Origin of the sequence: Dermabacter hominis NBRC 106157 (genome assembly GCF_001570785.1) — a bacterium.
Taxonomy (GTDB): domain Bacteria; phylum Actinomycetota; class Actinomycetes; order Actinomycetales; family Dermabacteraceae; genus Dermabacter; species Dermabacter hominis.
The window spans coordinates 483,756-503,045 of sequence record NZ_BCSI01000001.1; the positions used below are offsets into that span (position 1 = coordinate 483,756).

General features: G+C 62.3%; 17 protein-coding genes. 8 read left to right on the forward strand and 9 right to left on the reverse strand.

Features of this window, described 5'->3' with window-relative positions; genetic code table 11:
- Positions 1 to 46: 46 nt before the first annotated feature.
- A complete protein-coding gene (locus DEHOM01_RS02180) occupies positions 47 to 607 on the reverse strand; it encodes a methylated-DNA--[protein]-cysteine S-methyltransferase (protein ID WP_061211273.1) in 561 nt (186 codons plus the stop codon).
- Positions 608 to 909: 302 nt separating this feature from the next.
- On the opposite strand from DEHOM01_RS02180, the gene dnaK reads away from it, so the two are divergent.
- The 4 genes from dnaK (at position 910) to DEHOM01_RS02200 (ending at position 5,016) form a co-directional block, all read left to right on the forward strand.
- The gene (dnaK, locus tag DEHOM01_RS02185; RefSeq protein WP_061211274.1) at positions 910 to 2,772 is read left to right on the forward strand and encodes a molecular chaperone DnaK; all 1,863 of its coding nucleotides are present in this window, start codon (positions 910 to 912) and stop codon (positions 2,770 to 2,772) included.
- Positions 2,769 to 3,416: a nucleotide exchange factor GrpE gene (locus DEHOM01_RS02190; protein ID WP_061211275.1), complete on the forward strand. Its 648-nt coding sequence runs from the start codon at positions 2,769 to 2,771 to the stop codon at positions 3,414 to 3,416. The genes dnaK and DEHOM01_RS02190 overlap by 4 nt, the downstream gene beginning before the upstream one ends.
- Before the next feature lie 136 nt (positions 3,417 to 3,552).
- Positions 3,553 to 4,548: a DnaJ C-terminal domain-containing protein gene (locus tag DEHOM01_RS02195; RefSeq protein ID WP_061211276.1), complete on the forward strand. Its 996-nt coding sequence runs from the start codon at positions 3,553 to 3,555 to the stop codon at positions 4,546 to 4,548.
- Positions 4,549 to 4,581: 33 nt separating this feature from the next.
- Entirely contained in the window at positions 4,582 to 5,016 is a 435-nt protein-coding gene (locus DEHOM01_RS02200) for a heat shock protein transcriptional repressor HspR (RefSeq protein ID WP_061211277.1), read from the forward strand.
- Here DEHOM01_RS02200 and DEHOM01_RS02205 read toward each other — a convergent pair.
- From DEHOM01_RS02205 to DEHOM01_RS02215, 3 genes are read right to left on the reverse strand one after another with little or no spacing between them, the layout of a single operon-like run.
- Positions 5,013 to 6,065: a glycosyltransferase family 4 protein gene (locus tag DEHOM01_RS02205; protein WP_061211278.1), complete on the reverse strand. Its 1,053-nt coding sequence runs from the start codon at positions 6,063 to 6,065 to the stop codon at positions 5,013 to 5,015. The two genes, DEHOM01_RS02200 and DEHOM01_RS02205, sit on opposite strands and share 4 nt — an antisense overlap.
- Positions 6,066 to 6,077: 12 nt before the next feature.
- Entirely contained in the window at positions 6,078 to 6,863 is a 786-nt protein-coding gene (locus tag DEHOM01_RS02210) for a TVP38/TMEM64 family protein (RefSeq protein ID WP_061211279.1), read from the reverse strand.
- Positions 6,860 to 8,158 carry a glycosyltransferase family 4 protein gene (locus DEHOM01_RS02215; RefSeq protein ID WP_217997990.1) on the reverse strand — a complete coding sequence of 433 codons (1,299 nt, stop codon included), beginning with the start codon at positions 8,156 to 8,158 and terminating at the stop codon, positions 6,860 to 6,862. The genes DEHOM01_RS02210 and DEHOM01_RS02215 overlap by 4 nt, the downstream gene beginning before the upstream one ends.
- Before the next feature lie 315 nt (positions 8,159 to 8,473).
- On the opposite strand from DEHOM01_RS02215, the gene DEHOM01_RS02220 reads away from it, so the two are divergent.
- From DEHOM01_RS02220 to DEHOM01_RS02235, 4 genes are all read left to right on the forward strand, one after another.
- On the forward strand, positions 8,474 to 9,787 hold the full coding sequence (locus DEHOM01_RS02220) for a carboxylate--amine ligase (protein WP_061211281.1): 1,314 nt from the start codon (positions 8,474 to 8,476) through the stop codon (positions 9,785 to 9,787).
- Entirely contained in the window at positions 9,784 to 10,533 is a 750-nt protein-coding gene (gene cuyB / locus DEHOM01_RS02225; RefSeq protein ID WP_061211282.1) for a cysteate racemase, read from the forward strand. The genes DEHOM01_RS02220 and cuyB overlap by 4 nt, the downstream gene beginning before the upstream one ends.
- Positions 10,534 to 10,836: 303 nt before the next feature.
- The gene (locus tag DEHOM01_RS02230; protein WP_061211283.1) at positions 10,837 to 11,064 is read left to right on the forward strand and encodes a helix-turn-helix domain-containing protein; all 228 of its coding nucleotides are present in this window, start codon (positions 10,837 to 10,839) and stop codon (positions 11,062 to 11,064) included.
- An 11-nt stretch (positions 11,065 to 11,075) separates the two neighbouring features.
- Positions 11,076 to 11,636 carry an IclR family transcriptional regulator gene (locus DEHOM01_RS02235; protein WP_061211284.1) on the forward strand — a complete coding sequence of 187 codons (561 nt, stop codon included), beginning with the start codon at positions 11,076 to 11,078 and terminating at the stop codon, positions 11,634 to 11,636.
- A gap of 81 nt (positions 11,637 to 11,717) precedes the next feature.
- On the opposite strand, the gene DEHOM01_RS02240 is transcribed toward DEHOM01_RS02235, so the two are convergent.
- From DEHOM01_RS02240 to DEHOM01_RS02260, 5 genes are all read right to left on the reverse strand, one after another.
- Positions 11,718 to 13,346: a glycoside hydrolase family 13 protein gene (locus DEHOM01_RS02240; RefSeq protein ID WP_061211285.1), complete on the reverse strand. Its 1,629-nt coding sequence runs from the start codon at positions 13,344 to 13,346 to the stop codon at positions 11,718 to 11,720.
- A gap of 64 nt (positions 13,347 to 13,410) precedes the next feature.
- A complete protein-coding gene (locus DEHOM01_RS02245) occupies positions 13,411 to 15,360 on the reverse strand; it encodes an alpha-amylase family glycosyl hydrolase (RefSeq protein ID WP_061211286.1) in 1,950 nt (649 codons plus the stop codon).
- Positions 15,361 to 15,367: 7 nt separating this feature from the next.
- On the reverse strand, positions 15,368 to 16,264 hold the full coding sequence (locus DEHOM01_RS02250; protein WP_061211287.1) for a sugar ABC transporter permease: 897 nt from the start codon (positions 16,262 to 16,264) through the stop codon (positions 15,368 to 15,370).
- A gap of 23 nt (positions 16,265 to 16,287) precedes the next feature.
- Positions 16,288 to 17,871: an ABC transporter permease subunit gene (locus tag DEHOM01_RS02255; RefSeq protein WP_061211288.1), complete on the reverse strand. Its 1,584-nt coding sequence runs from the start codon at positions 17,869 to 17,871 to the stop codon at positions 16,288 to 16,290.
- Positions 17,872 to 17,988: 117 nt separating this feature from the next.
- Complete coding sequence (locus DEHOM01_RS02260; protein ID WP_061211289.1) at positions 17,989 to 19,263, reverse strand: sugar ABC transporter substrate-binding protein; 1,275 nt, start codon at positions 19,261 to 19,263, stop codon at positions 17,989 to 17,991.
- Positions 19,264 to 19,290: the final 27 nt, after the last annotated feature.

Consider the following 19,290-nt stretch of genomic DNA (forward strand, 5'->3'; position numbering starts at 1 on the left):
AGTTCGAAACGGTAGGGGAGAGGCCGACGGTTGCCATTTTGCGGCGTCACGCACGTGGCGCGTCGCCCTCCTCGAGTGCGAGCAAGAAACGCTTTTTCTCGATCCCGCCGCTATAGCCGCCGAGGCTGCCGTCGGATTTTATGACCCTGTGGCACGGGACCACGATCGGGAGGGGATTTGTGCCGCACGCCGTGCCCACTGCGCGCACCGCTTTGGGGTTGCCGGCGCGCTCTGCGATCCACCTGTAGCTTTGCTGCTCGCCGAAGCCGATCTGTTCGATTGCTTCATGCACCGCGCGGCGAAACCCCTGGGAAAGGGAGCGGTCGAGCGGGAAGCTGAAGGTCCGACGGTTGCCGTCGAGAAAGTCGAGGACCTGATCCTTAGCCGTGCTGAGCACCTCGTGGGGCTCGAATGCGGGTGCCTGAACTGAGGCGTGCGCGACCTTGCATAGCTGCGCTTCGGTGAGGGCTTTGGTGGCCGCGACGTCGTCGCTATCGAAGGCGATTCGCACGAGGCCACGTTCGGTCGCGGCGAGCATGAGCGTCCCGAGCGGGGAGGCGATTTCCGTGAATTCGAGCGTGAGCGGGGCTGCGCAGTGGGTGGGCATGGCCGTATCTTTCTAGTGCTCGAAGGTTGGTGGAGCTGCTGTGGTGATTGTGACACGTGCGCCTTGGAACCCTTTTATGGGCGCAAGCGCACAAAAAATGTGACGTGTGGCATATGCGGGAGTCGGTGGAATAAGCTCGCCAGCAGAAGAGTTGAGCCTAGTGAACTCAAGTTGAGTGATACGTCGATTGACAACCCGACTTTGGGGAGCGTTGACTAATCGCGTTCTTGAGCACAGCCAAGTTGATAGCGGTGCGGCCACCACAGAAATTCACCGGTCGCACACGCGGAAGGAGAACACTTATGTCACAGGCAGTAGGAATCGACCTCGGCACCACCAACTCTGTTGTCGCCGTTCTCGAAGGTGGCGAACCCACCGTTATCGCGAACGCCGAAGGTGCTCGCACGACCCCCTCGGTTGTGGCCTTCTCGAAGTCCGGCGAAGTCCTCGTCGGTGAAGTCGCTAAGCGCCAGGCCGCGACCAACGTTGACCGTACGTACTCGTCTGTCAAGCGCCACATGGGCACCGACTGGACGACCGAGGTTGACGACAAGAAGTACACCCCGCAGGAGATCTCGGCACGCACGCTCGGCAAACTCAAGCGCGACGCCGAGTCCTACCTCGGCCAGACCGTGACCGATGCGGTCATCACCGTTCCCGCCTACTTCAACGACGCGGAACGCCAGGCCACGAAGGACGCCGGCCAGATCGCGGGCCTCAACGTCCTGCGCATCATCAACGAGCCCACCGCCGCCGCTCTCGCGTACGGCCTCGAAAAGGGCAAGGACGACGAGCGCATCCTCGTGTTCGACCTCGGCGGCGGCACGTTCGACGTCTCCCTCCTCGAAATTTCGAAGGATGAGGACGGCTCGGCCATTCAGGTCGTGGCAACCGCGGGTGACAACCGCCTCGGTGGCGACGACTGGGACCAGCGCGTCGTCGACTACCTCGTGAGCCAGGTCAAGAACAAGGATGGCGTGGACCTCTCGAAGGATCGCATCGCACTGCACCGCCTCAAGGAAGCCGCCGAACAGGCCAAGAAGGAGCTCTCGAGCTCGACCTCGACCAACATTTCGCTCCAGTACCTCTCGATGAGCGAAAACGGCCCGATCCACCTCGACGAGAAGCTCACGCGCTCCCACTTCGAGGAGCTCACGAGCGACCTGCTCGAGCGCACCAAGGCACCGTTCCACCAGGTCATCAAAGACGCCGACGTTTCGGTTTCCGACATCGACCACGTCATCCTCGTGGGTGGCTCGACCCGTATGCCGGCCGTGAACGAGGTTGTCACCTCGCTCACCGGCAAGGAGCCCAACAAGGGCGTCAACCCCGATGAGGTCGTGGCTTATGGCGCCGCGCTCCAGGCCGCAGTGATCAAGGGCGACCGCAAGGACGTGCTCCTCATGGACGTCACGCCGCTCTCGCTCGGCATTGAAACCAAGGGCGGGCTCATGACCAAACTCATCGAGCGCAACTCGGCGATCCCGACCAAGGCCTCCGAGGTCTTCTCGACCGCTGAGGACAACCAGCCCTCGGTCGCCATTCAGGTTTACCAGGGTGAGCGCCAGTTCACGCGTGACAACAAGCTGCTCGGCACCTTCGAGCTTTCCGGAATCGCACCGGCACGCGCCGGCAAGCCGCAGATCGAAGTGACCTTCGACATCGACTCCAACGGCATCGTGAATGTGTCCGCGAAGGACCGCGGCACCGGCAACGAGCAGTCGATTCAGATCACGGGTGGCTCGGGCCTCTCCGACGAAGAGATCGACCGCATGGTGAAGGACGCCGAGGCACACGCAGCCGAGGACGCCGAGCGCCGCAAGAACGCTGACGCTCGCAACACCCTCGAGCAGCTCACCTACCAGGGCGACAAGCTCCTCAAGGACAACGGCGACAAGATCCAGGATGCCGACAAGACCGCGGCTGAAGACGCGATCAAGGAAGCCAAGGAAGTCCTCGCCAAGGAAGATGCCTCGACGAGCGACCTCGAAGCCGCGTATGAAGCACTGAGCGAGAAGCTCCAGGCCGTCGGCACCGCGATCTACTCGGCTGCTGAGGCCGAGCAGGCAAGCAACGCCGAAGGTGCGGATTCGGCCAACGCCACCTCGGGCGAAGACGACGACGTTGTCGACGCCGAGATCGTTGACGATGAGGACGACAAGTGAGCGAGAACGACAAACCGTTCACGTTCACTGATAAGCGCACGTCCACGAAAGGCGAGGAGCCAGACATGAACGAGCAACAACCAGGCGGCGCGCCGGAGGAAACTCCCGCGCCCGCCGAGGTCAACGCGAACAGCACTGAAACGCCCGAGGGTGCCGAGGTCGACGATCTCTCCGCTGAGGCCGGAGCCCTCTACGAGGGTGCTGTCGCCGAGACCGAAGCCCTCAAGGCGAAAGTGAACGAGCTCGAAGAGCAGCTCAAGCGCGACCAGGCCGAATACGTGAACTCGCGCAGGCGCATCGAACAGAGCGCCGTCGTGGGGCAGCAGCAGGCCGTCGCAAAGGTCCTCACATCGCTTCTGAGCGTCCTCGACGACATCGAGCTCGCTCGGCAGCACGGGGATATTGCCGAGGACACCCCGTTTGCCGCGATCACGAGCAAGCTTGAGGAAGCACTCGGTGCGCACGGTCTCGCTCGCTACGGCGAGGTCGGCGAAGAGTTCGACCCCGAAAAGCACGAGGCGCTCATGCACTCGAGCAGTGATGAAGCCGAGGCGACGACCCTTGAGGTCATCATGCAACCGGGCTACATGATGGGAGATCGCGTCCTGCGCCCGGCGCGCGTGGGCACGGTCGGCCCCAACTAGAGTAGGGCAAGCGTCGGCACCTCCCGCCACGTAACAGCGGAACGGGGTGGGCCGACGCCACCAGCACACCGCGGGGCGGCGGGCACATGCACCGCCGCCCCGCTCCATAGACTCAAACTATTGACGAGGAGACACCATGAGCCAGCAGGAATGGCTGAGCAAGGACTTTTACAAGATCCTCGGCGTCTCCCAGGACGCCTCCGCAGCAGAAATCAAGAAGGCCTATCGCAACAAGGCAAAGGAGCTGCATCCGGACAGGCATCCCGGGGATGCCGCGGCGGAAGAACGTTTCAAAGAAGTGGGCGAGGCCTACTCGATCCTGAACGACGCGGAGCAGCGCAAGCAGTACGACGCGATCCGCGCGATGGGGGCGGGCGGTGCCCGCTTCGCCTCTGGCCCCGGCGGTGCGGCCGGCGGCGGATTCGAGGATCTTTTCGGTGCCTTCACCGGCGGTGGTTTCGGTGGTGGCGCGGGCGGCGTCAACATCGAAGACCTCATGGGAATGTTTGGCGGAGGCGGCTTCGGCGGGGGTCAGGGCAGTGCAGGCTTCTCTCCGAACGGCGGCTTTGGGCGCCAGGCACCCCAAAAAGGTGCCGACGTGAGCGCAAGCGTGAGGCTCAGCTTCCGTGACGCAGTGCTCGGAACCGAAGTGTCGTTTAGCGCGGGAGGGCGGAACATTACGACCCGTATTCCCGCGGGAGTTCACGACGGACAGAAGATTCGGCTCAGGGGCAAAGGGCAAGCGTCGACTAACGGTGGCGCCCCCGGCGACCTCATGCTGACCGCGAAGGTCGCACCCCACCCGCTCTACACCATGGACGGGATCAACCTGCGCGTAAACGTCCCCGTCACCGCCGCGGAAGCCGCGTTCGGCACGACCCTAAGCGTGCCCCTTATCGATGGCTCAAGCGTGAAGCTTAAGGTACCCGCCGGCACTCCCTCCGGGCGCACGCTGCGTGCCAAAGGCAAGGGTGTTCGGGCCAAGAAGGGCACGGGTGATTTGCTCGTGACCCTCACGATTGCGCTTCCCGATACGCTCAGCGAAACTGCCGAGCGTGCCCTTCGCGATTTCGCCGAGGCGACGAGCGACTTCGACCCGCGGGCCGATTTTGCGGAGAACGCCACTCGTTAGTACCACGACCGACGGCCACGAGAAGGAGAAGACATGGCACCGTCACGATTCGATGAGCATGCGGGAGTCTTCGTCATCTCGGTCGCGGCCGAGCTTACGGGGATGCACCCGCAAACCTTACGCACTTACGATCGGCTTGGAATTGTGTCGCCGCAGCGCACGAGTGGGCGCGGGCGACGCTACAGCGCATGGAACATCGCGCAGTTGAGGCAGGTCCAAGCTCTCTCGCAAGAGGAAGGCATTAACCTCGCGGGCATTAAGCGCATCCTTGAACTTCAAAACGAGGTCGAACGTTTGCGCGCGCAACTCGACGAACTGACTGAGGAGCGCGACGCACAACGCGAGCGCGACACGAGGATCTTCGCGACCTCACAAACGGGTGAAGTCGAAGTGATGCGTCGCGGCCAGCGGCCACGCCGACGCCAAGCGGGTGCGCTTGTCGTGTGGAGGCCAGAAGGTCCCCGCTAACGCGCGAGCTGGCTCCTGTAGAACTCTCGCCACTGCTCGGCAACTGACGCCCTCGAATAGCGGGCGGCGCCTTCGCGCGCGGCCTGCTGGGCTTTCGCGTAAACGGTGGGGGAGTCCTTCAGACTCGTGAGGGCCTCGACGAACCCGTCGATCTCGCCACGGCCAGCCTGAACGCGCGTCGCATGATCGAACAGCACGCCTTCGTAGTACACGAGGTCCCGAACCACGATGGGGGTGTCGGTTGCCATGGCTTCGAGGAGCGTCATGGGAAAGAGCTCCTCGTAGCTCGGCAGGAAAAACGCATCCGCGGCGTTGAAGCACTCATTCATCTCCTCGCGCGGCACAAGTCCAATGAGCTTGACGTTCGCGGGGAGATTCTCTTTTGCCTTTTTGATTTGTTCGTAGCCGCTCGTGATGCGACCGAAAGAAAAGTCCCCGGCCCACACGAAGAGCGCCTCGGGCATCGCGCGTGCGACGTCGAGAAGATCAAAAAATCCCTTGCGGGTTTGCAGCTGGCCTGCACACATGACCACGAAGCGAGCGTCGTCTGCGCCCCAGGCCCGTCGTCGTTGTGCGATGCTCTCGTTTCTCTCGAGCGGATGGAACTGTTCCTCCGAGACGAAGTTCGGGATAAACGTGATGCGGGACGGGTCGAAGCCGTATTCGCTTTCGAGTGCCGTGATGAACCAGGGATTGACCGTGACGAGCGTATCCGTAGCGCGGTAGAAGTTCAGCATGTAGCGGTAGAACGCCCAGCGTGCCGGTTTCGGCATCGCGATCGAATCATCGACGGTCTCCGGAATGAAGTGCACGTGGGCAAGCGTCGCCCCACGTCGCTTGGCGAGGGGGATCACTGCGCGATACTCCGGGTTGATGGAATGGAAGTGGTTGATGTCGCCGAAGCTTCCGAGGCGTGCTCGCGGGTTGATGTCGAATTCGTCGCCGAGCTCCGCACTGATGAGTGCAACCTGCTCGAGGTAGGCGCTTCCCACCCCCTGGCCCGCGACGGAGTCGGCTTTCGAAAATGCGTGAATGCGTGGTTTCGCCATGCGCGTGCCCTCTTACCAGGGGAGAAGATTGGTCACGAGCGCGCTAATGCCGAGCCCGTATGCCACGAGGGTGGGGATCTTACCCAGGAGGATGATCCACGTGTAGGTCGAGAACTTCATTTTTGTCGTGCCCGCTAGGTAGCAAAGGAGGTCATCCGGGGCGATGGGCAGCACGATCGCAGCTGCGAATAATGTCGTGAAACCGGATTTTCGCGTCCACCCGAGGTACTTTTCGATCGTCTTCTCGCTAAACATTGCCTCGATGAGAGCCATGCCCACCTGGCGTGCCACGATGAAGTTCGTGATCGAGCCGGCGCACACCGCGAGCCAGTTATAGATCGTGCCCTCGATCGGCCCGAACAGAATTGGAGCAGCGATCACGAGGAGCCCGGCGGGGATGATGGGGAACATCACCGAGGCGAAGCTCGCCGACATAAACCCTATCGGTCCCCAGATCCCGAGCGAGTCGATGTACGCCTGAAGAGAATCGAGGGATTTGAGTGTGCCCGTCTTGATACCCCACGCGACGAGGCAGATCGAGAACGCGAGCCCGACGAACGGCATGACCTTGACCGCGATCTGAATGGCCTTCTTGTGGGCGGTGACGCGTTCGGCGGTGTGCTCACCGAAGCGCGACTGATGGTGCTCTTTCGCACTCATCCCCTCACGCGGTTCGATCGCGGGAGCGATATTGGTGCGTGAACGCTCCGTAGGAGTGAACGGAAGTTTCTCGGCCCCCGGGAACGCTGGCGAGGAGTCTTCGGTCGGTGCGGTCGTGGTGTCCTCGTGTGCACTCATGCGGCCAGGCGCTCTTCTCCATTGGTCGTGGGGTGAGGCGTCTTTGTAGCGCTCTCGCGGTGGGTGGAAATCTTCAGGCTCAGCGGGCTGCGGCGGCGCCCGGTTCCGACGCTTGCGAGCACCTTTTCGTAGACCTCTTTGGCGGATCGTCCAAAAGCTTCCGCCGAGAAAACCGTGGCCGCGCGCCGAGCGGCGCAGGCTGCCATGCGGGCACGCAGCGCATCGTCTTCGAGGATGTCGGCAAGGCGCGCGGCGAACTGGGCCGAGTCCCCGTAGGTGTAACCAGTTTTGCCTTCGAGAATCACTCCGTCGAGCGAGTCATCCTTGCGGCACAGGAGTGGAACGCCGCAGGCCATGGCTTCGATAAAGGTAAGGCCCTGGGTTTCGCTGAGCGAGGCAGAAACGAAGAGATCGGCCATGCGGTAGTAGTCGGCGACCTCCTCGGGAGCGCGGAAGCCCGCGAAACGCACCATGTCCCTGATCCCGAGGCGATCGGCGAGATCCTCGAGTTCATTACGCGATGGGCCGTCGCCGACCAGCACGAACACGGTTTCGGCGGGGCGGGCCTTTGCGAGGTGGCGCAGCACGTCGTCGACGCTCTTTTCTTTCGCAAGACGGCACACCGATAGGAGAACCTTCGTGCCTTCAGCGATACCAAGCTCACGGCGAATCTCGCGGCTGCGCTCGAGGTCCTCGTTCGTCTCAGCGGCGTGAAAACGCGAGAGATCGAGACCCGTGGGAATCACGGCGATGGGCTGTGTGACGCCGTAGCCGCGAAGAAGCCTCTCGACCTTTGCCGTCGGCGTGATCACCGCACTGACCTGCTCACAGAACTTCTTCGAGAAGGCCGTGATCATCTTCTTGCCCATCGTTTTCGTGGGCGCGTAGTAGTGGGTGTAATCCTCGTAGATCGTGTGGTAGGTGTGCACGATCGGGATGTTGAGTGCCTTGGCGATCGTTCTGGCCCACAGGAAGGTCGAGAACTCGCACTGCGAATGAATAACATCCGGGTGCCACTGCTCGATCTCCCGGCGGATTTTCCGGTTGGGGAGCACCGAAATGCGGGCGTGATCGTAGAACATGGAAGCGTTGAGCGATGCGAGGCGATACACGCCATCGCGCGAAGAGGACCGTAGGGATTCCGCGAGAGTCAGCACTCGTACATCGCATCCGAGCATCTCGAGTTGCTTTTTGAGCGTGAGAACGCTCGTCACGACCCCGTTGACAACCGGCTCGTACCAGTCGGTTGTAATGAGGACCTTGAGGGGTGCTCGTTCACTTCTGTGCATCATCATGTCTCCATCGTGAGTCGCGGAGGCCTGTGGACGCATCGGTCTGGAGGATCGACTCAATCATCCTCGAGACTGATATTGCTCAAGTTTCTCAACCCGCGAGGCTGAGACCTCGCCGGCAAGCGAGGCCCGCAAACCCGCAGGCGGGCGCGTCGCCACAACGCTTCGCCCTTCGAGAATATGTGCCCTATGTTTCGGGGCGGTGAACGCCATCCCGGAGTTTTCCCGGAATTGCGTGCGGGGAGAAAAGCCTCAGTTGCGCGAAGTCACGCGCGCGGGAACGCAACTGAGGGCTCGAGGCTCGATATAGTCGCGGCTATGGTGCACACGGAAATTTCGCCGGAAGAGGCGGCCGCGCTCGATATACAACCGGTCATCGTCGGGGGTGACATCGGCGCTTACTCACTCGCGCGCGCCTTTCACGAGGCGTACGGGGTCAAGTCAATTGTTGTGAGTGCGAAACTTGGGTGGCAGATCGCGAGAAGCGCGATCATCGACAACGTGCTGTGCGAGGACCCCATGACCCCCGACGTGCTCGCTCCGTCGCTCACAGCGATTGCCGAGAATATTGGGCGTGAGCGGCCGAACGCTCACGTCATCGTTTTGGGTTCCGCTGATGCCACGGTCAAATCCATCATCCGTGTCCGCGATGAGCTCGGAGCAATGGACCCCACGTGGATCGTGCCGTACGTGGGCCTCGAGGCGTTCGAGGCCGGCACCGAGAAGAACAACTTCACGCGCCTGTGCGAAAAGCTCGGTGTTGACCACCCCGAAACGGTGATCGTCGACCTCGCAGCGGGGGTGCCTGAATCATTCGACCTCCCCTTTGACTACCCCGTAATCGCGAAACCAGCCGACGTTTCGGCATGGAAGCGAACGAGTTTTGTCGGGAAGTCCAAGGTCCACACGGTAGCGAACGAACAGGATCTCCGTTCACTCTTTGCCAAGGTCCACGGGGCCGGCTACCGCAAGGCGATCATCGTCCAGGACCTCATTCCCGGCGACGATCAAAACATGCGCATCCTCACCGCCTATTGCGACCGCAACTCCCGTATCCGATTTGCCTCGTGGGGGCGGACGCTGCTCGAGGAGCACACTCCCGGCGCCATTGGTAATCCCGCAGCGATCGTTGCGGGCGTCAATCGCGAAGCCGTGGCACAGGCCCAAAAAATTGTGAGTGAACTCGGTTGGACCGGCTACGCGAACTTTGACCTCAAGTATGATCCGCGAACGGGCCGAACCGTGTTCTTTGAGCTTAACCCCCGACTTGGCCGATCGAACTACTACATCACCGCAGCCGGCCACAACCCCGTCACCTACTACGTCAACGAGCACATCCTCGATGCTCTCGGAGAGCCGGGGGAGATTGTTCAGGACCAGCCAGAAACGCTCTACACCGTGGTGCCGGTGGCCCTCGTCAAGCACTACACCCGCGATCCTGAATCGCGCGCGATTCTCAAGCGCGTACTCAAAGCGAGGCGCGTCAAGAATCCGCTCAACTATCGCGGAGTCGAAAAAGATCCGAAACGCTGGTTTTACTACTACGCGGCTCTCGTGAACTACGTGAAAAAATTCCGCACGCACTACAAGCCCGATACCGCGGACGTACAGGCCTCTGGGGAGAAGCGATGACGGTGTGGCAGACCCCTTTCGTAGGGGTACTTGGAGGGGTAGGCCCCGGGGCGACGGCCGTGTTCATGGACGTCCTTGTGCGAGCGACCGCTGCTCGAACGGACCAGGACCACATTGATTGCATCGTGATGCAGCACGCGAGCACCCCCGACCGTACGCGCCATATCCTCGACCCTGAGCATGCGGAGGACCCGGGCCCTGTGCTCGCCCGCGATGCGACGTTTTTGGAGAATGCGGGAGCGACGTTCCTCGTGCTGCCCTGCAACACCGCCCATCACTACGCCGAAGCGATCGATTCCGCGGCGGAGGTGGATCTGCTGTCGATCGTCGAGGTCACCGTGCGAGCCGCCGCCAAACGTCTCCGGGAGCGCCGAGCAGAGGATTCGCCGGTTGCGATCTTTGCGACTGAGGGCAATATTCGCGCAAACGTTTACCAGGATGCGCTAGCGCGCGCGGGCCTCACGCCGTTGGTTCCCGACCGGGACGTTCAAGAGGTCGTGAACTCTCTCATCTACGACCAAGTCAAGGCCGGACGCCCCGTCGACCTCCCCGCCCTTTCCGGCATCATCGACGCAATGGAGGCAGCTGGTGCCGGTGCGGTGATCTTTGGATGTACCGAATTGAGTTTGATCTTCGACAAGGAATCGATGTCAGGCGACAGGCGCATCGTTGACTCGCTGCGTGAGCTCGCGAAGGCGACGGTCAAGAAGGCAGGCAAGCGGCTCACTCCCGCCTTCGCTCACTAGACTTTCCTCGTCTCTTGTGACGTCTCAAGCGATGATGCCAATCTGCGTCAACGCAGATGCACGACCACATTTGAGTAGCGCTGTGGGCGAGTCCGTTCCTTCATTGTGAACATGACGACGGCGCTACCCGACATCGCTCCTGCGCGCGCCGGCGCGCCAATATGAGCAGGCTCTTCTGTCGCCGAAGCAAATCCCGGACGCGATCTCGGTATGTCCCACAAAGTAATTGAGCTCGTCACACTTCGTGCAGGAGGCTTTGCCGCCGTGCAAGGCCTCTCGCGCGGTGATTAGCATGGAGCCGTCATGACGAAAACGACCACACACTCCGCGCCCCAGGCCCCGCGTTCGAATTCCACCATTTCGACCGCCGCCGCAATCCTTCGATGCTTCACGGTCGATGAACCCGAATGCGGCGTCACCGAAAGTGCGGAGGCCGTCGGACTTCACAAGTCGAGCGTGTCACGAACCTTGCGCACCCTCGAGGCTGAACGCATGGTTGCGCAAAACCCCGAGACAAAAAATACCGGCTGAACTGGGGGCTTTTGTCGATCGTTGGCCCGCTCCTGTCGCACTTGGATCTGCGCTCGCTCGCGTACCCCATCATGAAAGAACTCGCTGAACAGACCCGCGAGACGGTGTCGCTGTGCGTATTCGACGGGGTAGAGGCGATCGTGGTCGAGCAGGTGCAGGGCACCGAAATGATCCGCCACGTCACCCCGATCGGTACGCGCTACCTGTCGCTCTCCCACGCAACCGTGCGAGTCTTCCACGCATGGGGTGGGGGAGAGCCCGGCCTGAAAACCGAGGGAGCTGACGAGGTTCAGCCGGCGGTGCTCGGCTGGAGCAGAGAGTCCTACGATCAGCATTGCGCCGAGATTCGCGAACGCCTCTACACGGTCAACAATCGCGATTCGAATGCAGACGAGGTCGGTATCGCAAGCCCTATCTTCGATCACCGCGGAGGGATCGTGGGGGCGCTTCTCCTCGCCGCACCTGCGTTCCGGACCTCGGAGGAAAGAATCGACACTCTCTGCCCAGCTGTGCGCGAAGCCGCGGAAAGAGTGGGGCGCAGCATGGGGTTTACGCCCGAGAACTTTCGTTAAAAAGGGGCGGGCGCCGGGCCCGGTGAGTTCCGGGTCCGACGCCTGCCGGTTTAGCGTCGATCGCCTACAGGCGGGCGGTGCTTACTTCTTGATCCACACCGTTGAGTTTGCGGCGAGGATGGTCTTCGCGTCTGGAACGGAGGCGAACACGACGTCGGCTCCTTCGGGAAGCGCGTGATCCTGATCGGTCGTATTGACGAGCACCGTGATGGGACCCGAGGTGAGCGAGAGGATGCCCTCACCGAGCGAGTCGTTGATCGTGACGTCCGTGCCCTTGCCGAGTTCGAGCTCGCGACGCAGGCGCAGGGCCGTGCGGTACATCTCGAGCGTGGAATCGGGCTTTCCAGCCTGCTGATCTGCGGCGAGTTCGCCAAAGATCTCGGGCTGGGGGAGCCACGCCTCGCCCGTCGGGGAGTAGCCGTAGGCGGGAGCATTCTTTTCCCAGGGGAGCGGCACGCGGCAGCCGTCGCGGCCCGGAACACCAGCGCGCTTGTGGGCAGGGTCTTCGCGCAGCTCGTCGGGGATGTCCGCGACCTCGGGAAGGCCGAGCTCTTCGCCCTGGTAGAGGTAGGCCGAGCCGGGCAGGGCCAGCATGAGTGCAGTCGCAGCGCGTGCGCGGCGCACGCCGAGCTCGAAGTCAGGCTTTTCCTCGCGCGAGAGGCCCTCGCCGAAGCGGTAGCCGTGATCGAAGCCGTAGCGGGTCGCGTGGCGGATCGTATCGTGGTTGGACAGCACCCAGGTCGTGGGGGCGCCGACCTCGTTCGCGAAGGTCAGCGGCTCCATGATCGCCGAGGTAAGGGTCTCAACGCTCCAACCGGCCTGCAAGAATCCGAAGTTGAAGATCTGGTGCATTTCGTCGGGGCGCACGTAGAGGTGCTGGCGGTTCTTAGGAACCCAAGCCTCGGCGACCATCATGCGATCGCCGTCGTATTCGTTCATGATGGCGCGCCACTCGCGGTAGATCTCGTGCACGCCGTCCTGATCGAAGTACACGGGGATGTCGTCGTCATCGCCCGTATCGAGCATCGCGGTTTCCTTGGCCTCGGGCGCATCGGGAAGTCCCTCGGGCTTCACCATGCCGTGCGCGACGTCCACGCGGAAGCCGTCGGCCCCGCGCTCCATCCAGAAACGCAAAACGCCCTCGAACAGTTCGTGAACCTTGGGGTTTTCCCAGTTCCAATCGGGCTGAGACGTATCGAAGATGTGGAGGTACCACTGGCCGGGCTTGCCGTCGGCCTCCGTGACGCGAGTCCAGGCGCTTCCGTGGAAAATCGACTGCCAGTTGTTCGGCGGAAGTTCGCCGTTTTCGCCCTTGCCGTCGCGGAACATGTACATATCGCGTTCGGGCGAGCCGGGCTGTGCCGCAAGGGCCTTCTGGAACAGCTCGTGCTGATCGCTCGAGTGGTTCGGAACGATATCGACGATCACTTTGATGCCGAGCTCGTGTGCGCGGGCGATGAGGTCGTCGGCGTCGCTGATCGAGCCGAAACGTGGATCAACGTCGGTGTAGTTCGAGACGTCGTAGCCGCCGTCCTTTTGCGGGGACGTGTAGAACGGGGAGAGCCACAGCGCATCGACGCCCAGGTCCTTGAGGTAGTCGAGCTTGGCGGTGATGCCGGGCAAGTCGCCCATGCCGTCACCGTTTGCGTCAGCGAACGAGCGCGGATACACCTGATAAACAACGGCGTCGCGCCACCATTCGTTGGCCATGTGGATTCCTCCTTGGGTTGTACGGGGTGCCCACGAGGTGCGGGCGGGAACAGTTGGGGGCGGCTCAGTGGCCGCGAGTAGGTGCGGCCGTGAGAGGTCGCAAGGGCACGAGGGCGAAGCCCGCGCGTTCGGCGTGCAGGGTCAGTGTGTGTTCCGACGGCTGCTTGCCACGTGTGGAGCCCGCGGTCTCGAGAGTGAGGCCCGGGGAGCACACGGCGGCGCGGTCGTGCCCGCTGGGGGAAGCAAGTACGAGCGATTCGGGAAGAGCGATCTCGCCGTGCGCCGCTCGCGCAAGATGGACGAGAACCGGCTCTTGTTCATCGGTGCGTATGAAGGTCAGAGAGTCGCACCCAGCGTGCAGCCAGCGAATGCCGCCGCTTCGCAGGGCTCGAAACGCGTGGCGCGCCGCAAAAACTCGCTTGGTGAGCTCTCGCCAACGCTGCGCCTTGTCGGGAAGAGCGCCGGCATCGATAGCCCCCCACGGCATCGGGGTGCGTGAGTGCTCGCCGTTGTTGCCTTCGAGTGCGAGCTCGTCCCCGGCAAAAAGGGTGGGGATGCCCGGCAACCCCACGAGCGCGCCGAGGGCGGCCGCGTGGCGGTCCGGGTCGGCGAACACGGTGCGGCTACGTGCCGTGTCGTGCGAGCACAGTTGGTTTTGTGAGTGGAGGCGAGCCTCGTAGGGGAGTTGAGCGTTGTACTCACGAAGGGTCGCGAGCACGGCGCGCGTGGGTAGTCTCGGCACGCCAATGGGGAGGCCGAGCCAATTGACCGAGGAGTCCTCGGGGCTCAGCCACGCCCACAGCGGCTTCGTGAAGCCGGTGTAGTTCATCGCGCCATCCCAGCCGTCACCGGCAAGGTCGGCTGAGGCATCGTGGAAATGCTCGGCGACAAGCCACGTGTCCTCTCGCATTGCCTCGCGGATTTCGCGGGCTACCTCGTGCGTGAGATCCTGCGCGCCGTGGCGACCCGTCATGTTCGCAACGTCGATGCGCCAGCCGTCCACGTTAAACGGGGGCTCGAGGTAGCGGCGCACGATCGAATTCTCGCTCGCGTACATACGCTCGCGAAGCGAGGCGCTCTCGTAATCGAGCTTCGGGAGCGAATCGATGCCGAGCCAGCCGTCGTAGCGGTCAGGGTGCTCGGTGAAAAAGTAGAAGCCTGCTTCTTCACTCGTCGCGTCAGCCTGCGCTCGTGCGAACCACTCGTGGGTATTGCCCGTGTGGTTCGTCGTGAGGTCCATGACGATCTTCATGCCGCGCGCATGAGCGGCCCGGGTGAGCGAAACCAGGGCCTCGTTGCCGCCCAGTAGAGGATCGACGTACTCGAACGTCGAGGCGTCATAGCGATGCGCCGAACCTGCCGGGAAAATCGGGCACATGTACACGACACTGACGCCAAGATCCTGGAGGTAGCCAAGCCTCTCTTCGAGGCCTTTGAGGTCGCCACCGTAGATTTGGCGACCGTTGCGCTCGCCGTTCTCCTCGCACGGCTCGTCCCACTTCATAGGGAGTGCCCACTCGGGAAGCTCGTGCACGGGAAGTTCCCCGCTTGAGACCGAACGTGCGAAACGGTCCGGGAACACCTGGTACACGATCGCGCCCTCTAGCCACTCGGGGGCCTTCGAGCCGCGCGCGAGATACGTGAAATCGTGGGCGTCAGAGACATCGTGATCGGCGATTCCCGCGGCCGTAAGCCACTCGTACACCGAGTGGCCATCTTCGCGCCCCGTCACGAGGAAGCGATACCTCGTCACCGGATTGCGCGCGAGAAGCTCGGCCTCAAACCAGTGCCCGGCACCGTCGGAATCGCCCCGCGTACACGTGACGAACCGGGGCTCCCCGTCCATTAATTGGCGCAAAACAACCGTCGGATTCTCCACCGAATCGGGAACCCACACGCGAAGTGGAACGGACGCGTCGAGCCCCGCGGCCCGGGAGGGAACCCCAATGCGCGAGTTGTCGTGGAAGGGTTCGCGCGCCAAAAGCGTGCCTGAGTCCTCGTCGTACGACCTCACGCAGCGATCAGCCCTTCACTGCGCCGGCGGTCGAGCCACCCACGATGTACTTCTGGAGGAACTGGTATAGCGCGATCACCGGGATCATCGTCATGACCGCACCGGCCGCAAAAATGCCGAGGTTATTCGAGCGATCGCCCTGGAGCATGCCGTAGAGCCCGACCGCGAGAGTCTTCTTGCTGTCATCCGTGAGGAAGATCGAGCCGAGGAGGAAGTCGCTCATGACACCGACGAGGGACAGCACGAAGGTGGTCGCGAGAATCGGCGTGAGGGTCGGCACGAGAATGCGCCAGAACACCTGCCAGTGGCTTGCGCCATCAATGATTGCGGCTTCGTCGAGTTCCTTCGGAACAGTGTCGAAGAAGCCCTTGATGAGCCACACCTGGCCGAGTGAACCGCCGAGCATCACGATGATGTAGCCCGGAAGCGAGTTGAGGCCAAGGAACGGAATCGCCTGACCGAGATCCGCGATCATCGTGTACACCGCAATCATCGAGAGGATCGCCGGGAACATCATGACGAGCAGGAGCGCGAGGAGACCTCCGCGGCGGCCCTTGAACCGCATTCGGCTGAAGGCATAGCTCGCAAGCAGCGACAGGAAGATCTGCGTGAACGAGACGACCGCGCAGACGATGACCGTATTCAGGGCCCACTGCAAGAAGTTTCCGCGTGCACCGCTCAGGAGGGTTTCGAAATGCACGAGGCTGAACTGCGTCGGGATCACCGAGGTCGAGCTGACCGTGCCGAGCGGGTTGAGCGACGCAGAGATCACGTAGAGGATCGGGATCGCCGCGAAAATCATCGCGGCAATACCCACGAGGTGACGCCACCCGATTTCGGCGCACCATCGGCCGAAGGGCATCTTGTTGGAACGCTCGAAGTCTTGAGGATTGTTCTTAGACATTGTTTTCTCCTACCTCGCGCGCCCTAGTTGAAGTCCTCGAGCACTCGCGTCGCGCGGAACTGCAGCGCGGCGAGAAGACCCGTGATGAAGAACAGTGCGACCGACACCGCCGAGGCGAAGCCGAAATCGGCGCCGGAACCGCCGAACGCGATGCGGTAAATCATCGAAATGAGAATGTCGGTTCCGCCGGCCGTGTATTCGCCCTGGCCGAACGGGCCGCCACCCGTAAGCAACTGGATCGCGTTGAAGTTATTGAAGTTGAACGCGAACGACGACACGAGCAGGGGCGCAACGGCGACGAGCAGAAGCGGGGCGATAACCCGAACCGTTGTCTGGAAGCGGCTCGCGCCATCGATGCGGGCGGCCTCCTTGATGTCCTCCGGAATCGACTGGAGAGCGCCCGTGCAAATGATGAACATGTAGGGAAAGCCCATCCAGAGGTTCGTGAGCAGCACCGCGACCTTCGCCATCGTCGGATCCCCGAGCCAGTTGATGTCGAGGTGGAGCAAGTTATTGATGAGGCCGAAGTCCTTGTTGTAGAAGTTCGACCAGATGAGCAGCGAGATGAAGCCTGGGACCGCGTACGGAAGGAGCAGGAAGGAGCGGTACAGTCGCTTGCCCTTGAGGCGGTCGTCGTTGAGGACGAGCGCGAGGAAAAGCCCCAAGATAAACGTCGTGGCGACGCTCAGGAATGCGAACGCGAGGGTCCACAGGAACACCTTGAAGAACTGCGCGCCGATCTTGCCATTCGTGAACAGGCGCGCGTAGTTATCGAGACCGACGCCTTGGAGCCAGCCCTGTGAGAGCGCCTGCCCCGTCTTGTCGCTGACGAACTTCTCGCTGCTTCCGACCTTCTTGATCGACCAGGTCTCGCCCGTTTCGGAATTCGTGATCGTGTCGGACGCCTCGTCATAGCGCATGACCTTCGTACCCTCGAAGGCCATCGTCGGAGTGAGCAGGCGGATCGCCTCTGTATCGCTCTTTTCAACGGCGATCTCGAGGACCTTCTTTCCTGCCTGGTTGATCTCCTTGTTTGTGAGGATCTGGACGCCCTTGCCGGCCTCAACGACGCGTTTATTCTCGACTTTGACGTCGGCCGGATCGACCTTCTCAAGCGGCTGCTCGGTGCTTCCGTGGAAGATCTCTCCCGTTTCTGGATTCACGAGATACAGCTCGAACGGGCCGTCGGCGGCGGTGCCGGTCGTCGCAACGCTCGCGTTGAAGCGCGTCGACCCTTCCACTTCTTTCACCGAATTGCCGGTGATCGAAGCGATCGCCTGTTCCTTCGTGCCGCGCGTGCCGTCACCGTAGTTCGTGAACGAGTAGTTCACGGTGAGGAGGATCGGCGTAATGAGGAAGATCAGAAGGAAGAACGTTCCCGGGAAGATGTACTTCGCGGGGATGAAGCGTTTAGTCGAGTAGATGCAGAAAATCGCGATCGTGACGACGATGGTGATCGCGAGCCACATCCACAGCTTGAGGCCGATCAGCACGGGCACAAGCCAGCACGCGGTTGCGAGCACCGCGCCGAGGAAAACGATTTTGAGGATAAGGGGCAAGAGCGACGTGGAGCGTTCCTTGAACGCGGGCGCATCCGTTGCGGTCATGGGCGTGGACCCTTCCTAAAGGGGCGAAGTAAGGGGTCACGCGCGCGGACAAGGCGGCGGCCGAAGCCGTGCGCCCTGCTCGCGCGCGTGAGTATCACGGGAGATCGTTCGTGGGGATCAGATCTGCGACTTGATCTGTTCGCCTGCGGACTCCATGGCGTCCTTGGGGTCGGCGCCCTTGATGATGTTGGCCTGGGCGATTCCGAGCGGCTGCCACACAGCGGCCATGGCGGGGATCGCGGGCATCGGCAGCGCCTTCGAGGCGAACTCAGCGTTCTTGATCATGTCGGGATGCTCGCCCGCGAGCTTCTCCTGAATTTCCTTGTTGACCGGGGGAAGCGGGTTGATCGGGAACATTTCCTCGATCACGGTCGAATCCTCGGCGATGGACTGGATGAAGGTCTGGGCGTTGACCGCGTTCTTACCGTTGGCGGCAACGAAGAAGAGGTTGACACCAGCGAACGGCTCGGCCGGGTTCATGCCTTCGAAGCCGGGAATCGCACTCATCGTGTAGTCCATACCGGCCTTCTGGATGTCTGCGAGTGCCCAGGGGCCCGAGATGAGGTAGGCGGCTTTGCCGTCGGTAAAGCGCGCGATCGAGTTCTCGCCGGTGATCGAGGTCTTGAGAACGCCCTGCTCGCCGAGTTCCTTGAGCTTCTCGCCGGCAGCGATCGAGCCTTCCTTGCCCACGCCGATATCCGAGGGATCCGGGTCGCCCTCGGCGGTCTTACCGAAGAGGTAGCCGCCGCCCGAGGTGTAAAGAGGCTCCATGTGGTAGGCGTCGCCTTCTTCGCCGATCGGAAGGGAGAGGATGTCCTCGGCGCCCGAGGCCTTGCCGGCTTCAACGAGTTCCTCGATGGTCTTCGGTTCGGGAACGTCCGTGAGGGCATTGTTCGAGTAGAGGACGAGGGTTTCGACGGCGTAGGGGAGGCCGTACACCTGGCCCTCGTACGTGGCGGCCTTCATGCCGATTTCGTCGATGGCTTCGGTTGCCTTCGCGCTCAGCTGAACCGGGGTGATGGCGGAGTTCTGGATGAGGTTACCGATCCAGTCGTGGGCCGCGAGGATCATGTCGGGGCCATTGCCGGCCTGGTTCGCGGTGATGAAGTTCGCCTGCGGGTCGGTCGCCACGATCTGCACGGCAACGGTCATACCGTTTGCCTCGCCCCACTTGGCTGCGGCGTCCTTGAGGGAGTTGGCCTTCTTCTCATCGGTCCAGATGACGAGGTCGGCGTCGGCACGTTCTGGGGCCTTGGACTTATCGCCACTCGCGCCGCCGTCCGAGGCGCCCGAGGAGTTCGAGCCCGATTTGTCGCCGCCACATGCGGCGAGGGCAGTAGCGCCGATGGTTGCTGCGCTTGCAGCGAGGAAAGTCTTGCGGCGAATCTTCACCGTGTTCTCCTTTGAAATGGTGGACCC